The following is a 15353-nucleotide window of genomic DNA, read 5'->3' on the forward strand; positions in this document are numbered from 1 at the left end:
CAAGGAAGGCTAGCGGAAGGTCCGCAGGCGGCTATCGACGATCCGCCCATTTCGGTGGCCCGTCTCCTGGCGGCGCGGCGCGCACAGGCAAAGCGCCGCACAACCGCTCCGTTTCGGACATGGTAGGCGAAATGGGTTCACGCGGAGACGCGGAGACGCGGAGGTGTCGCCTTCCGGACAGCGCTCGCGCTGTCTTCACCCTCGTCCCGCAAATCGCTGGAGACACGGTCGCGACGCGACAAGCGCAACACCTCCGCGTCTCCGCGTCTCCGCGCGAACAAACCTTACTTCTCGCCCCCAAGCATCAACCGAGCCGTAGCCTTCGCACTCCCGACGACCCCCGGAATCCCCGCACCCGGATGCGTCCCAGCCCCCACGAAGTACAGGTTCGGAATATGCTCGTCGCGATTGTGCACCCGGAAATACGCGCTCTGCGTCAGCACCGGCTCCAGCGAGAACGCGCTTCCCAGATGCGCATTGAGATCCTGCGCAAAATCCTTCGGCGCGTACGAGAACTTGGTCACGATCCGCTCATGGATATCCGGGATCAACCGCCGCCCGATCTCGTCGAGGATGCGCTTCTCCAGGATCGGTGCGATCTCGTCCCAGTCGACCGGGAACTTCCCCATGTGCGGCACCGGCGCCAGCGCGTAGAAGGTAGAATGCCCCTCCGGCGCCAGCGAAGGATCGGTCACGGTCGGATGATGCAGGTACAGCGAGAAGTCCTCGCTCAGCACGCCGTGATCGTAGATATCCTCGAGCAGCCCCTTATAGCGCGGCCCGAACAGGATCATGTGGTGCGGGATGCCCGGCCAGGTGCCCTTGATCCCGAAATGCACCACGAACAGCGATGGCGAATATTTCTTCCGCTCGAGCGACCCGGTCTTGCGCTTGGCGCTGCGCGAGGTCGCCAGCAGGTCGCGATAGGTGTGCATGATGTCGCTGTTCGCCGCGATCGCATCCGCCTGACCCGACCAGCCGCTCGCGGTCGTCACGCCGGTCGCGCGGTCGCCAAGCGTCTCGATCGACGTCACCGGATCGTCGAGCCGCAACACGCCGCCCAGCCGCTCGAACTGAGTCACCAGCGCCGCGACCAGACGGTTGGTCCCGCCGCGCGCGAACCACACCCCGCCGTCACGCTCCAGCTTGTGGATCAGCGCATAGATCGCGCTCGTCGTCATCGGATTGCCGCCGACCAGCAGCGTGTGGAACGACAGTGCCTCGCGCAGTTTCTCCGACTTCACGAAGCTCGACACGATCGAATAGACCGACCGCCACGCCTGGTATTTCGCCAGCGCCGGCGCCGCCTTGATCATCGACCCGAAGTCGAGGAACGCGACGTGGCCGAGCTTCTCATAGCCTTCATGGAAGACACCTGCCGAATATTGCAGGAACTTCTCGTACCCCGCCCAGTCGCCGGGATGCAGCTTCTCGATCTCGGCGCGCATCTGCACATCGTCGTTGGTATAGTCGAAATTCGTCCCGTCGGGCCAGTTCAGGCGGTAGAACGGCAGCACCGGATCGAGCGTCACGTCCTCGCTCATGTCGCGCCCGCTCAGCGCCCACAATTCGCGCAGGCAATCGGGATCGGTGATGACGGTCGGGCCCGCATCGAACGTGAACCCGTCGCGCTCCCAGAAATAGCCGCGCCCACCCGGCTTGTCGCGGCTTTCGACGATCGTCGTCTGCACGCCCGCGGATTGCAGCCGGATCGCGAGCGCGAGGCCGCCAAATCCTGCGCCGATGACTATTGCGGTCTTCAAGAGCGTGCTCCGATAATGGCGCGAACGGCGCGCGAGATGGGGACTGGCGGCTTGCCGGTAAGGACTCGGGCCTTGTCGGTCATCGTCGACCGTCCGGCATAGAACCGCCCGATAAGTGCAGGCGACAGGCGGTAGAAGCGTTCGAGGATGCGGTAGCGTTCCTCCGGCTCGGCGGCGCGGAACAACATCGTGTCGAGCATCCGGTAGAAGCCGCGGCTTTGCCACGTCGCGCGCGCCATTTCATGCGTCGCGTCATGAAGGGTCGCGCCCGAGAAATCGCTGAGGTCGGCCAGCATCGCCGCGGTCCGCACCGCATCGGGCAGCGAATAGCCGGTGGTCGGGTGGAACATCCCCGCGCGCATGCCCGCCTTGGCGACATGCGCGCCGCCCGACCGCCAATACGCCTCGAAATCTCCGCCCATCGCGACCGGCAGCACACCCGATTCCTCGCGCTCTACGTTAGCCACGGACCAACCACGCTCGGCGACATATTCGTCGATCCGCGCGCCCAGCACGGGAATATCGAGATCGGGCGTGTCGCTATAATAGGTGTCCTCGACGAACATCCGCTCCGCGCTGAACGGCAGGCAGTAGACGAACCGATACCCGTCGATCTGCGGAATGGTGGCATCCATCACCATCGGCCGCGGGCTTGCGTGCGGCACGCTCAACGCCAGCTCGCGCCCGAGAAACTTCTGCCACGCGAGATCGAGCAGCGACAGGTCGCCCGGCCCGCGCGCGTCGATCACGCCGGTCGCCTCGATCCGGTCGCCATCCGCCAGCACCACCGCGGTCGGGCTCGCGCCCGACACCTTCCGCCCGAGCATCAGCGCATGCGGCGGCAGCACGCGGCACACCTCGCGGTCGAGCCGCTCGCTCTCGATCGAATAATAGGTGGCGTCGATCGTCCGTGCATGGTCCGGAAAGCGCACGTCGTAGCCCTGCCACGCATGCACCACGAGCGGCGCGACGATCCAGCGATCGCCTTGCGCCACGTCGCTGCCAAAGAACGACCACAGATGATTGCCGCCGACCACCGGCGCGGCGTCGATCAGCCGCACGTCCAGTGCCGGATGCCTGGCCTTGAGCGCCAGCGCGATCATCCCGCCGGCCAAACCCGCGCCAACGATCGCGACGTCGCAGGAGATCGTCGATGCCATGCCTCCGACTAGCGCAAAGCGAGAGCCTCGAAAACAACCTTTGCAAAGCAATCACACGCGAAGACAACCTGCGTTGCCGGGGCGGGCAGGGGGCCGGCTTACGATCCTGCCCCGCCAGGGGGAGGTGGCTGGCACTCGCCAGATGGAGGGGGAGGAAAGAGAAACCGCCATTCCGCGTCCTCGCCCCTCGCTGGAAGGGAGGAGGAAACCCGGCAACGGCTACTCCGCCCTGTAAGGAGAGGTGAACCTGCCCCCCTCCCTGGAAGGGAGGGGCTGGGGGTGGGTCGGCGTCCGCATAGTCGAACGCGCGTGGCTCAAGCCGGCAAACCCACCCCCGCCTCTTCCCTTCCAGGGAGGGGGGGAATGCCCGGCCACGGATACCCTTTTCATTCCCGGCAATGGAATCCGGCAACGAATACGCCTCTCACCCGGGACAGCGAGAACACTCCGCAACGGATACCCCTCCATCGCAATCGCCCCTAAGCCGTGCAAATGCCCACGCCCGCATCCGCCCCCACGCTCACCACCGCCCGCCTGACCCTGACCGGCCACGCCGCGACCGACCTCGAGGACTGCGCCGCGATGTGGACCGATCCGCGCGTCTACACGATGATCGGCGGCCAGCCCCGCCCCCGCGAGGACGTCTGGATCCGCCTGCTCCGCTCGATCGGCCAGTGGACGCTGTTCGGCTATGGCAGCTGGATCGCGCGCGACACCGCGACCGGCGCGTTGATCGGCGAGCTAGGCCTGATCGAGGCCCGCCGCGCGATCGAGCCCTCGATCGACGCCGCACCAGAAATGGGTTGGACCCTCACCGGCGCCGCGCAAGGCCAGGGCTATGCGTCCGAAGCGCTCGCCGCGATCCTCGCCTGGACCGACGCGCGCATCCCCGCGACGACCTGCATCATAGACCCCACCAACGCCCCGTCGATCCGCCTCGCCGAGCGCCTGGGCTACCGCCTGCGCACCACGGGCACCTACCGGGACGCGCCGATCCTGATCTTCGACCGCCGCGCGCGGGCGGCGGAACCCGCGGCTATTGCTGCGCGGTGACGACCGGCGTCTGCACCGCAGCGATCGGCATCGGATCGCCCGCGCGGTCGTAGAACGCCATCAACACCAGCCCCAGGGCCAATATGGTCCCGGCGATCACATAGATCAGCCCCTTGTGGTCCTTGCCGATATCCTCGCGAATATCCCGGCCGGTCTCGCCACCAATATCCCCGCGCGCGGCGCTGTGGTCTGCCATGCATCACTCTCCGATTGGCAGGTCATCCTGCTCTGGAGGTGAGGCTACCATCTTTCCGCCCACTGCATAGAGCCTATCGCACACCCAACAGATTCTCTGGAAAAGCAAAAAAGCACCGCGACGCGTGCAGCCTGTTGCAACAGGCTTGGTCGCTCTCGTCCGATTTGCGAGACGGCTTCCCGGCTTATTTAAGCCGCGCGGCGCACCATGCGTCGGTCTCGGGACGTTGCGAGCCCTTGCCGAGCCGGCTCATGAGATACGGTTCGTCTGCCGGAACCGATGTGGCAACGAACATGAACTTTTTCATGTCGGCCGGCGCTATGAAGCGCGAGCAGTGGCCGACCAGTTCGAGAGTATCCCCCACTGCACGGAGCGGCTTCGACACGGCGCTGTCTTTCGGCGGTCGCACGATCACCGGCGGCGCCGTCAGCCCCGGAGCACTCTGAAGAAATACTGTAAGCGCGATAAAGATCATGGCCGACACTAGCATAAGCGTTTCGCCACGCCAGCAGGTTCGGAGTCCGGGTGGATATCGACGGCTTGGACGGGAATGGAGGCGAACAAGTCGGCGCGTCCCTATCGATGCAGAAGCTTCGATTTCTGCATCACACTCACCCCACAACCCCCATTACCCAACACCCCATAATCCCCTATAAGCGCCTCATGTGGCTCGCCATCCTCCTCTCCGCGCTGGCAATGACCGCCATCGTCGGGGTCCGCTATCTCATCGTCTCCGGCGCGTTCGCCGCGGCCACGCGCGCGCGACATCCCGGGCTCTACCGCGGGCTCGACGCGCAGATGCGGCGCGAGATCTGGTGGAGCATCGCCTCCGCCGCGATCTACGGCATACCTGCAGGAATCGTCGCCTGGGGCTGGCAAAATCGCGGCTGGACGCAGATTTATACCGACGTCCACGCTTACCCGCTCTGGTACCTGCCGGTGTCGGTGCTCGCCTTCCTGGTCGCGCACGACACCTGGTTCTACTGGACGCATCGCTGGATGCATCGGCCGAAGCCCTTCAAGCTCGCGCATGCGGTGCATCACGCCAGTCGCCCGCCGACCGCGTGGGCGGCGATGGCGTTCCATCCGATCGAGGCGATCACCGGCGCCGTGATAATTCCGCTACTGGTCTTCCTGATTCCGATCCATGTCGGCTCACTGGGTCTGGTACTGACGATCATGACCGTTATGGGGGTAACCAATCACATGGGGTGGGAGGTTTTCCCCCGGTTCATGTGGCGGGGCGCACTGGGCGGCTGGCTGATCACGGCGAGCCATCATCAGCGCCATCACGAACAATACGGGTGCAACTATGGCCTCTATTTCCGCTTTTGGGATCGGCTCTGCGGCACCGACAAGGGACTCGGCGACTTCACCAAATCGCACGCGAAAGCTGCCGCCCGTGTCGCGTCTGCCGTTGACAGTGGCGGGCGCGCTGGCGTGGCTGACGCTGGCAGCAGCAGCCCCCGTCACGCGGCTTGACGTAGAGATCGACAATCTCCGCTCGGCAAAGGGCATGATCCGGATCTGCCTCACCGCGGATCCCGACAATTTCCCCGCCTGCGTCGACGATGCCAACGCGCTGACCCGGTCGCTGCCCGCCAGTGTCCACACCACCAGCTTCCCGGGGTTGCCCCAGCGCGGCTATGCGCTCGCGGTGATCCACGACGAGAACAACAACGCCAAGCTCGATACGCTCGCCGGCATCCCGCGCGAGGGTTACGGCTTCTCGCGCAACGCCGCCGTGCGGTTCGGTCCGCCACGCTTTTCCGCCGCCCGGTTCATGGTTGCCGGTGATGCCGAATTGCAACAGGTGAAAATGCGTTACATCTTCTGACCGATCCTAACGGACCGAAAACGGTTTCACCGCGTTGCGACGGGGAACCTTTTTGTCCGGAGCATTTCCTTGCGCGCATTCTCTCTCTTCACGTCTGCCGCAATCGCGGTGCTCGCGATCGCCACGCCTGCGCTCGCCCAGACGGACCCCAACCCGTCGCCGCCGATCACCGATCCCCGCGACAACAACCGCGTCACGGTCGCGCTCGGCGTGGTGTCGATGCCCGATTACGAGGGTGCCGACAGCAATTCCTTCACGCCCGCCGGTGCGTTCGTCGGCACGGTCCGCGGCCATGACTTCTTCCTCCGCGGCACGCAGCTTTATTTCAACCTGATCCCCAACACGGGCGAGGTCGGCACCAATTTCGAACTCGGCGTCATCGGCGGCGTCCGTCGCGATCGCACCGGCGACATCGACAACCGCCAGGTCCGCGCACTCGGCAAGATCGACACTGCCTATGAGCTGGGCGGCTATGTCGGCGTCGCCCGGACCGGCGTCATCACAAGCGACTACGACACGCTCACCGCGCGCGTCGCCTATGTCCACGACGTGTCGGGCACGTACGACAGCTACGTCATCACGCCGCAGGTGAACTACACCACGCCGCTGTCGGTGCGCACGCTCGTCTCGCTCGGCGTGTCGGCGGATTATGCCGGCAAGGGCTTCGGCCGCACCTATGCGGCGGTGACGCCGATCGGCTCGCTCGCCAGCGGCCTGCGCACCTACGACGTCAACGACAGCGGTTTCCGCCGCGTCAACGCATCGCTGTTCGTGGTGCAGAGCCTGTCCGGCGATCTCCGCCACGGCCTCGGTGTCGGTGCCGGCGTGCTCTACGGCCGCATGGTCGGCAAGTACAAGGACAGCCCGATCGTCGCCGACGTCGGCGATGCCGACCAGTGGCTCGGCGCCGTGGGCCTGACCTACACCTTCTGATCCAGGCGGCCCGACCAGCCCGATCTGATAGCGGCCAAACCGAAGACAAACCCCGGACCTCACGATCCTCCCCCGCAAGGGGGAGGTGGCTGGCCCTTGCCAGACGGAGGGGGAGGTAGCGCAAACGCCGGTTCCGTGTCCTCCCCCTCCGTCGCCTACGGCGCCACCTCCCCCTGGCGGGGGAGGATCGTAAGGCAGAGCTCCGACGAAAAACCCCTACCCTGAAGGGAAGGGGAAAGTAGACCGCAAGGCCTCAACCGCCAGCGACTTCCTACCGACGAGAGCCAGCCGGCCACTAAAACTGCCGCGGCCGACGCGACCCAAAGCTTCCGCGACGCCAGCCACTAAAGCTGCCGCAAAACCGCCGCGACCCGATCTTCCGAACGCTCCCGCGAACCCGCCTCGAGCGCCCGCGCAAGGCCACCCCGCCGCCGCTCCAAAACACCCCCACCCCACCTGAAATTTATTTCACGACGTTGCCGTTAATGCTGCGTCCATTTCCCCTTGGCGTCCGTTCCTCGAATTGGACGGCAGATTTTTGCCCGCAATAGAGCGCGTTACGAGTCGGGCCTTGGCGACAGGGTGTTGCTCTGATCGGTCCGGACTGTTCGATTGTTTCAATAACTCCGACGTCTGCAACAACAAGGGGAGGACCCTGATATGACCGAGAGCGTGCACCTGATCGAAGCCCTCGATGCGCGAGTGGAACGGCGCAGCGAGCGGCGTGAGTTCTTCAAAAATGCGCTAGGCGCCGCTGCGATCACCGCGGCCGGTGCGACCGCATTGTCGATGTCCAGCGTCGCGGCGGCCCAGTCCGTCACCGACGCCGACGTCCTGAACTTCGCGCTCAACCTCGAATATCTCGAGGCGCAATTCTATTCCTACGCCGCCTATGGCACCGGGCTCGACAACAGCCTGCTCGGCGGTTCCGGCACCCAGGGTGCGGTCCGCGGCGGTCGCCAGGTCAATTTCACCGATCCGATCGTCTCGCAATACGCCCGCGAAATCGCCCAGGACGAGATCGCCCACGTCAAGTTCCTCCGTACCGCGCTTGGCACCGCCGCCGTCGCGCAGCCGGTGATCGACGTCAGCGTCTCGCCGACCAGCGCCTTTTCGCTCGCCGCCCAGGCCGCCGGGCTCGTCCCCGCCGGCACCGCGTTCGATCCCTACGCCACCGACGAGGCGTTCCTGCTCGGCGCGTTCATCTTCGAGGACGTCGGCGTGACCGCGTACAAGGGTGCTGCCCCGCTGCTGACCAGCAAGGCGTATCTCGAGGCCGCCGCCGGCCTGCTCGCGGTCGAGGCGTATCACGCCGCGATCGTCCGCACGACGCTGTACGGCAAGGGCATCGCGACCCCGTCGCTGCGCACCTCCGCCGATGCCATCTCGCGCGCGCGCGACAGCCTCGACGGTGGCGGCGCCAACACGACGATCTTCGGTGCGAACGACATCGATCAGGGCATCTCGTCGTACAGCGCGACGCCGATCAACCTCGCCACCACGCAGGCCGCGGTGACCGTGTCGAACATCGTCCCGCTCGACAGCAACGGCGTCGCTTACAGCCGCTCGGTGAGCCAGGTGCTCAACATCGTCTATCTCAACAGCGGTGCGGCATCGGCCGGCGGGTTCTTCCCGAACGGCATGGCCGGCAACATCAAGACGAGCACTGCGGCAGCCTGATCGATCGGCCCGACCATATCGGCCCGATCACCTCAGCCCCGCCCAACGCTCATCTTCGCTATTCAGGGATTAACCCAATGACCGATCTCAATACCAAGCTCGAGATATTCGACGCGATCGCCGCCCGCCGTAACGAGCGCCGCGGCTTCCTCCGCTTCGCCGGCGGCTCGGCCCTCGCCATTGGTGGCGCAAGCCTGCTTGCGGCTTGCGGCAACGACGATGAAGATCTCGCACCCGCTCCCACGCCGACCCCTAGCCCGACCCCGGCCGCCACGATCAACGACGCGGATATCCTCAACTACGCGCTCAACCTCGAATATCTCGAAGCGCAGTTCTACGCGTTCGCGGCGTTCGGCGTCGGCCTGAACGCCAGCCTGCTCACCGGCACCGGTACGCAGGGTGCCGTCACCGGCGGCGCGCAGGTCCCGTTCCAGGATGCCGTCGTCCGTGAATACGCGCGCGAAATCGCGATCGACGAGGTCGCGCACGTCGCGTTCCTGCGTACCGCTCTCGGCACCGCCGCCGTCGCTCAGCCGGCGATCGACATCTCGGTCGGCACGGTCGCCGCACCGGGTGCGTTCACGGCCGCAGCACGCGCCGCCGGCGTCGTCTCCGCATCGCAGGTGTTCAACCCCTATGCCGACGACAACAGCTTCCTGCTCGGCGCGTACATCTTCGAGGACGTCGGCGTCTCGGCCTACAAGGGCGCAGCGGCGCTGATCGCCAACAAGACCTATCTCGAGGCGGCCGCCGGCATCCTCGCGGCAGAGGCCTATCACGCCGGCCTGATCCGCACGATCCTGTACCGCAAGGGTCTTCAGACCCCGTCGCTGCGCACCATCGCGGGCCAGATCAGCGACGCGCGCGACAGCCTCGACGGCAGCAGCGACATCGATCAGGGCATCACCGGTACCGATGCGACCATGTCGAACATCGTCCCGACCGACGCCAACGGCCTGGCCTATAGCCGATCGATCGCGCAGGTGCACAACATCGCCTATCTGACCAATACCGCAAAGATCGGCGGGGGCTTCTTCCCCAACGGCACCAACAACCGCACCGATGCACTCCGAACCAGCGGCGCCAACGCGTGATCGCCGTCACAGACTGAAACAGAAACCTCGGATCGCGGCGCATTCAGGAGCGCCGCGATCCTTGTTTGGGGAATGACCATGAAACACTTCACGACGCTCACCATGCTCGCCGGTCTCGCGACCGCGGGCATTTTTGCCGTTCCCGCCGCCGCGCAGGACATGACCACCGACCGTGATAGCAAGCCGTTCTCGGGCGTCTATATCGGCGCGGCCGGCGGCTACGACGTCCAGCCCAACGACGTCGGATCGTCGATCCTGTTCGATCGCAACGGCGACGGCAATTTCAACGACAGCGTCAACACGATCACCGGCGGCAACGCCTTCTCGCCGGGCTTCTGCAACGGCTCCGCCCGCACCGCCGTCGTCGATTACGGCTGCCGCAACGACGATGACGGCTGGTCCTATTACGGCCGCGCCGGCTTCGACGTGCAGAGCGGCCCGTTCGTGGTCGGCCTGGTCGGCGAATTCGGCAAGTCCGACATCACCGACAGCGTCGCCGGCTTCTCGACCACGCCCGCCAGCTACACGATGGCGCGCAAGCTGAAGTGGGAAGCTTCGGCCCGCGTCCGCGCCGGTCTCGCCGCGCGCAACACGCTGTTCTACGCCACCGGCGGCGCCGGCTATGCCAAGATCGACAACCTGTTCTTCACCACCAACACCGCCAACGCGTTCGCGGCCACCGGCTCGAACAAGCGCTGGGGCTATGTCGGCGGCGGCGGCATCGAGCAGAAGCTGACCCGGAACATCTCGATCGGCATGGAATACACCTATCACCAGTACAAGGACGACGAGGCTCGCGTCCTGGTCACCGCCGGCACCGCGCTTGCGGGCAGCCCGGTCCTGCTGGCGAACAACCCGTTCGTGCTAGCCCCCAACACCGCCGGCACCACCTTCCGCCGCAGTGATGAGAACTTCCGCTGGCACAGCCTCCGCGGCACCGTTTCTTTCCGGTTCTGAGGTAGCGCACCCTCCATCCCCGTTCGCCCTGAGCGAAGTCGAAGGGTAAGCCCCAAGCGCAGGTGCTTCGACTACGCTCAGCACGAACGGGCGAGGGGGGATGCCGATCACTAATACACGTCGAAAAGGCCGCAGCCCCAAACCAGGGCAGCGGCCTTTTCCTTTGTCTGCACAACCTCAATCCTCCCCCGCCAGGGGGAGGTGGCACCGAAGGTGACGGAGGGGGAGGACACGGAGCCGAGGTTTCCCTTACCTCCCCCTCCGTCTGGCAAGCGCCAGCCACCTCCCCCTGGCGGGGGAGGATCGCAAAAGGCACCACCTCCCACTCCCGTTCGCCCTGAGCGAAGTCGAAGGGTGTGCCCCAAGCGCAGGTGCATCGCCGATCAACACCACCAAGTTTGCCATTGCACCCCACCCCCATCCCCCTATGCTTACCCCACCCCGGGGGAGCGCTAATCCGCGCTTGAGAGGAAGGCAGGAGCCTTCGACCCGCTGAACCTGATCCGGTTGATACCGGCGGAGGGAGGGAGCGGTCGCCACAGAACCGCAATCCTTGCTCCGAGACCCGTAGGAGCAAGCGCATGGCCGATTACGAAGCACGCACCGAAAAGCCCGCAGCAACCGCAGACATCGGCGTCACCACCGGCCCGATCCGAGGCTCGCGCAAAATCCACGTCGCGGTCCCCACCAGCCCGGACGTCCGCGTCGCCATGCGCGAGATCGTCCTCGACCCGAGCTGCAGCGAACCCCCGTTACGCGTCTACGACACCAGCGGCCCCTACACCGACCCGCGCGCGAAAATCGACATCAACGCCGGCCTCCCCCAACTCCGCCGAGCCTGGATCGAAGCCCGAGGCGACGTGGAATCCTACGAAGCCCGCGAACTCCGCCCCGAAGACAACGGCCAGCTAGGCCCCGACCGCTCCGGCGGCGTCCCGCAGTTCCCCGCCGCCATCAAGCGCCCCCTCCGCGCGCGCGCCGGTGCCAACGTCAGCCAGATGCACTACGCCCGCCGCGGCATCATCACCCCCGAAATGGAATACGTCGCCACCCGGGAAAACCTCGGCCGAGCCATGCTGAAAGACTACGTTCGCGACGGAGAATCCTTCGGCGCAAGCATCCCCGACTACGTAACCCCCGAGTTCGTCCGCGACGAGATCGCCCGCGGCCGCGCGATCATCCCCAACAACATCAACCACCCCGAATCCGAACCGATGGCGATCGGCCGCAACTTCCTCGTCAAGATCAACGCCAACATCGGCAACAGCGCGGTCGCCAGCAACGTCGCCGCCGAAGTCGACAAGCTCGTCTGGTCGATCCGCTGGGGCGCCGACACGGTGATGGACCTCAGCACCGGCCGCAACATCCACGACACCCGCGAATGGATCCTCCGAAACTCGCCGGTCCCGATCGGCACTGTCCCCATCTACCAGGCGCTCGAAAAGGTCGGCGGCGTCGCCGAAGACCTCACCTGGGAGATCTTCCGCGACACCCTCATCGAGCAGGCCGAACAGGGCGTCGATTACTTCACGATCCACGCCGGCGTCCGCCTCGCCTATATCCCGATGACCGCGAAACGCGTCACCGGGATCGTCTCGCGCGGCGGCTCGATCATGGCGAAATGGTGCCTCAGCCACCACAAGGAGAGCTTCCTCTACGAGCGCTTCGACGAGATCACCGAGATCATGAAGGCGTACGACATCGCCTACAGCCTCGGCGACGGCCTGCGCCCCGGCAGCATCGCCGACGCCAACGACGAAGCGCAGTTCAGCGAACTCTACACGCTCGGCGAACTCACGCATCGCGCATGGAAGTCCGACGTCCAGGTCATGATCGAAGGCCCCGGGCATGTACCGATGCACAAGATCAAGGAGAACATGGACAAGCAACTCGAAGTCTGCGGCGAAGCACCCTTCTACACGCTAGGGCCACTCACCACAGACATAGCCCCCGGCTACGACCACATCACCAGCGGCATCGGCGCCGCGATGATCGGCTGGTACGGCACCGCGATGCTCTGCTACGTCACGCCGAAGGAGCATCTAGGCCTCCCCGACCGCGACGATGTGAAAGTCGGCGTCGTAACCTACAAACTAGCCGCCCACGCCGCCGACTTGGCAAAAGGCCACCCCGCCGCCCAGATGCGCGACGACGCCCTCAGCCGCGCAAGGTTCGAATTCCGCTGGAGAGACCAGTTCAACCTGTCGCTCGACCCAGACACGGCCGAGCAGTACCACGACCAGACGCTCCCGGCAGAAGGCGCCAAAACCGCCCACTTCTGCTCGATGTGCGGGCCTAAGTTTTGCTCGATGAAAATCACGCAGGAGGTGAGGGATTTTGCGGCGAAACAGAACGCGCCGGCGGATACGTTCCTCGCGGCGGACAGCGACCAAACCGACATCGACCGATCTGTCTTCGCCAAGGGCGCCCACGCCGAAGCCGAAAAGGGGATGGCTGACATGAGCGAGCGCTTCCGCGAAAAGGGCGGCGAAATTTACCTGCCGGCGGAGTGAGGGCTAGTTATTTCTAATGCCGAACGGAATATGAACGCATGGGGTGTCGGCAGCTGCAGGCGTTAAGTGGCCAATCTGGTCATCGAAGAATATCTGAGGCTTCATAACGTCTAAGATATTCTTCTTTTCTATGCCGCCGGTTAGAAATAGTTCGTCAACTTCAAGGCCAAGATATTTCATAGTATTTATTAGGCGCTCATGCGCCGGCGCATTGCGAGCTGTGATAATAGATATCCGAATGGCTTTTTCCGGATTGTTGACGTGCGACAGACCGTCTCCTTGGAGCTTTTGAATTTCCGATAACCGTTTCAATAGCGGCATCAGTGGGCCGTCCTTTAAAGGCGTGTCCTTTTTCTGAACTTCGTTGTGAAAAAATAACGGAAGACCGCCGTCAGAATATTTGGCTTCGGCCTCGTCATCGACAAGGACGCCGTCGAAGTCGAACGCTATTCGAAGTTGGGTAGCGTCATCCATGGCCATATCTGCAGCGCACGGTAAAACGTGCCCAGCAGGGTAGCCGCCCGCGACAGCTTCTTTGACTTCTTCTTTGTTTGTGCTGAGGTACAGGCAAGCATTAACTGCCTTCATGTACGGGTAGGGCGCCGAACCAGACAGAAAAAAGCCCGAGATATGTCAAGTTCATAATGAGACATTGCATCCATCATTCGTAGTCCAGCTTCCGGATCGTTGCGCGAAAGCATGACGACCTCAACGGGCGATTGTTCGGGAAATATCTTGTTGAGGTTTAACAGTCGTTTGATGAATGGGAATGCCGCACCGGGCGCGGGAATTTCAGCACGATGATCCGCTTGGAATGCGCGAAAAGCTTCCAGTCCCTCGGCTACGAAAATTGCATGCTCCTTTGAAAAATCAAAGAGAGCTGTCGATGTAACGCCTACAACCAGTTTATTCTCGATTGGATAGGACAATAGCCTCGATCCTTAGACGTCAATCTGACAATCTATTTAGGATTAATAAGGAAGTCCATGATTGACCAATTTTGGCATTCGGTTGTCAGCGATAAACTTCCGGGTGATGCGCTACGCGCACCACCAGCACCGTAACCCGTTGGTCCTCGATCCGCGCAACCACCCGGTAGTCCCCGATCCGCCAGCGCCAATATCCGGCATGCTCGCCAACCGGTGCGCTACCGATCTGGCGCGGGTCGTCGAGCGGAGCGATCCGTTCCTCCAACGTCCTGACGATCCGAGCTGCGACCTACCGGTCCAGCTTGCGCAGTTCCTTTGCCGCCTCGGGCAGGAACTCAATCGTCCAGACCAAGCTCTGCTTTCAGCGCACTGAGCGGGATAGCGTCACCCTCACGGAAATCGCGTAACCGGTCCTCTGCAAGATAGAAGTCTTCAAGATCGTCGAGATGCGCCTCGATCGCCGCCTGTGCATAGAAGGTCTTGCTCCGCCCGGTGCGCGCGGCAAGCGCTTCCAGTCGCCCTTCGGTCTGCTCGCTCAATCGAACTGCCAACATCATCACTGCCTTTTCTACAGAACAGTAGACTGACCGATACGCCTCAATAATGATACCGGCACTGCGCAACCTGCAAGGTCTGCGCATCGCCGGTTCCCGTCACGCGGTACACCAGCCGGTGCTCATGGTTGATCCGGCGCGACCACCAGCTCGACAGATTGCCACCGAGCGGTTCGGGCTTGCCAGTGCCCTTGAACGGATTACGTCGGCATTCCTCGATCAGCGTGTTCAGTTTGTCGATTATCTTGGCGTCGTGATCCTGCCAGTGACGATAGTCCTCCCAAGCCGTGGGCCAGAAGGCTACGTTCACGGGAACGATATCGCCTCGGCTTCGCCGGCCTCGAACCCGCGGACCGCCTCCAACAAGCGTTCGGCGTTCTTGGGTGAGCGCAACAGATAGAGCGTCTCCTCCATCCCGGCCCATTCGCTGGCGGAGATAAGCACGACATTCTCACCGCGCTGCCGCGTGATCATCACGGGGGCTCGGTCGGCCACGACCTTGTCGAGCACGGACTTCAGGTTCTCGCGTGCTTCGGAATAGGTGACGGTCTGCATGGGTGAAACATGGACCGCCGTTGTCCAATGTCAAATCTCCAATGAGGCCATCGACTTTCAACGAATGGCGGCTTTTGTGAAAAGTGACCGCCCGACTTTGCACATCCGTCCAACGCACCGCGTGATGGA

16 protein-coding genes, 1 pseudogene and 1 riboswitch are annotated in these 15353 nt (G+C 63.9%); of the genes and pseudogenes, 8 read left to right on the plus strand and 9 right to left on the minus strand.

All coding sequences use genetic code 11. From position 1 onward, the window contains the following. Positions 1–284: 284 nt before the first annotated feature. Both H8S47_RS10425 and crtY read right to left on the minus strand, forming a co-directional pair. Positions 285–1763 carry a phytoene desaturase gene (locus H8S47_RS10425; RefSeq protein WP_187503808.1) on the minus strand — a complete coding sequence of 493 codons (1479 nt, stop codon included), beginning with the start codon at positions 1761–1763 and terminating at the stop codon, positions 285–287. Beyond that, positions 1760–2923, minus strand: a complete 1164-nt coding sequence (crtY, locus tag H8S47_RS10430; RefSeq protein WP_187503809.1) for a lycopene beta-cyclase CrtY — start codon at positions 2921–2923, stop codon at positions 1760–1762. The genes H8S47_RS10425 and crtY overlap by 4 nt, the downstream gene beginning before the upstream one ends. Positions 2924–3415: 492 nt before the next feature. Here crtY and H8S47_RS10435 point away from each other — a divergent pair, with 492 nt between their 5' ends. Then, on the plus strand, positions 3416–3976 hold the full coding sequence (locus H8S47_RS10435) for a GNAT family N-acetyltransferase (RefSeq protein WP_187503810.1): 561 nt from the start codon (positions 3416–3418) through the stop codon (positions 3974–3976). Here H8S47_RS10435 and H8S47_RS10440 read toward each other — a convergent pair. Then, positions 3960–4172 carry a hypothetical protein gene (locus H8S47_RS10440; RefSeq protein ID WP_187503811.1) on the minus strand — a complete coding sequence of 71 codons (213 nt, stop codon included), beginning with the start codon at positions 4170–4172 and terminating at the stop codon, positions 3960–3962. The two genes, H8S47_RS10435 and H8S47_RS10440, sit on opposite strands and share 17 nt — an antisense overlap. Before the next feature lie 184 nt (positions 4173–4356). After that, entirely contained in the window at positions 4357–4647 is a 291-nt protein-coding gene (locus H8S47_RS10445) for a hypothetical protein (RefSeq protein WP_187503812.1), read from the minus strand. Between the two features lie 188 nt (positions 4648–4835). On the opposite strand from H8S47_RS10445, the gene H8S47_RS10450 reads away from it, so the two are divergent. The 7 genes from H8S47_RS10450 (at position 4836) to thiC (ending at position 13186) form a co-directional block, all read left to right on the plus strand. Then, the gene (locus H8S47_RS10450) at positions 4836–5654 is read left to right on the plus strand and encodes a sterol desaturase family protein (protein WP_187503813.1); all 819 of its coding nucleotides are present in this window, start codon (positions 4836–4838) and stop codon (positions 5652–5654) included. After that, entirely contained in the window at positions 5596–6009 is a 414-nt protein-coding gene (locus tag H8S47_RS10455; RefSeq protein ID WP_328805498.1) for a DUF2141 domain-containing protein, read from the plus strand. The genes H8S47_RS10450 and H8S47_RS10455 overlap by 59 nt, the downstream gene beginning before the upstream one ends. A gap of 69 nt (positions 6010–6078) precedes the next feature. Continuing rightward, entirely contained in the window at positions 6079–6942 is an 864-nt protein-coding gene (locus H8S47_RS10460) for a MipA/OmpV family protein (RefSeq protein WP_187503814.1), read from the plus strand. Between the two features lie 660 nt (positions 6943–7602). Continuing rightward, positions 7603–8622 carry a ferritin-like domain-containing protein gene (locus H8S47_RS10465; RefSeq protein ID WP_187503815.1) on the plus strand — a complete coding sequence of 340 codons (1020 nt, stop codon included), beginning with the start codon at positions 7603–7605 and terminating at the stop codon, positions 8620–8622. A gap of 77 nt (positions 8623–8699) precedes the next feature. After that, the gene (locus H8S47_RS10470; RefSeq protein ID WP_187503816.1) at positions 8700–9716 is read left to right on the plus strand and encodes a ferritin-like domain-containing protein; all 1017 of its coding nucleotides are present in this window, start codon (positions 8700–8702) and stop codon (positions 9714–9716) included. 78 nt (positions 9717–9794) lie between these two features. Next, a complete protein-coding gene (locus H8S47_RS10475; protein ID WP_235982777.1) occupies positions 9795–10673 on the plus strand; it encodes an outer membrane protein in 879 nt (292 codons plus the stop codon). 432 nt (positions 10674–11105) lie between these two features. Beyond that, a riboswitch (TPP riboswitch) is annotated at positions 11106–11215 on the plus strand. 39 nt (positions 11216–11254) lie between these two features. Continuing rightward, a complete protein-coding gene (gene thiC, locus H8S47_RS10480) occupies positions 11255–13186 on the plus strand; it encodes a phosphomethylpyrimidine synthase ThiC (protein ID WP_187503817.1) in 1932 nt (643 codons plus the stop codon). Between the two features lie 3 nt (positions 13187–13189). Here thiC and H8S47_RS19230 read toward each other — a convergent pair. From H8S47_RS19230 to H8S47_RS10505, 5 genes and pseudogenes are all read right to left on the minus strand, one after another. Next, a pseudogene (locus H8S47_RS19230) lies at positions 13190–14115 on the minus strand (5'-nucleotidase). An 85-nt stretch (positions 14116–14200) separates the two neighbouring features. After that, entirely contained in the window at positions 14201–14392 is a 192-nt protein-coding gene (locus tag H8S47_RS10490; RefSeq protein WP_187503860.1) for a type II toxin-antitoxin system RelE family toxin, read from the minus strand. A 58-nt stretch (positions 14393–14450) separates the two neighbouring features. Further along, positions 14451–14669 (minus strand): type II toxin-antitoxin system RelB family antitoxin, encoded by a 219-nt coding sequence (relB, locus tag H8S47_RS10495; RefSeq protein ID WP_187503818.1) that lies wholly within the window; start codon positions 14667–14669, stop codon positions 14451–14453. Positions 14670–14712: 43 nt separating this feature from the next. Next, positions 14713–14979 (minus strand): Txe/YoeB family addiction module toxin, encoded by a 267-nt coding sequence (locus tag H8S47_RS18880; protein WP_328805493.1) that lies wholly within the window; start codon positions 14977–14979, stop codon positions 14713–14715. Continuing rightward, complete coding sequence (locus H8S47_RS10505; RefSeq protein ID WP_187503820.1) at positions 14976–15224, minus strand: type II toxin-antitoxin system Phd/YefM family antitoxin; 249 nt, start codon at positions 15222–15224, stop codon at positions 14976–14978. Before H8S47_RS10505 ends, H8S47_RS18880 begins: the two co-directional genes overlap by 4 nt. Positions 15225–15353: the final 129 nt, after the last annotated feature.

Origin of the sequence: Sphingomonas albertensis (genome assembly GCF_014358075.1) — a bacterium.
Lineage (GTDB): Bacteria > Pseudomonadota > Alphaproteobacteria > Sphingomonadales > Sphingomonadaceae > Sphingomonas > Sphingomonas albertensis.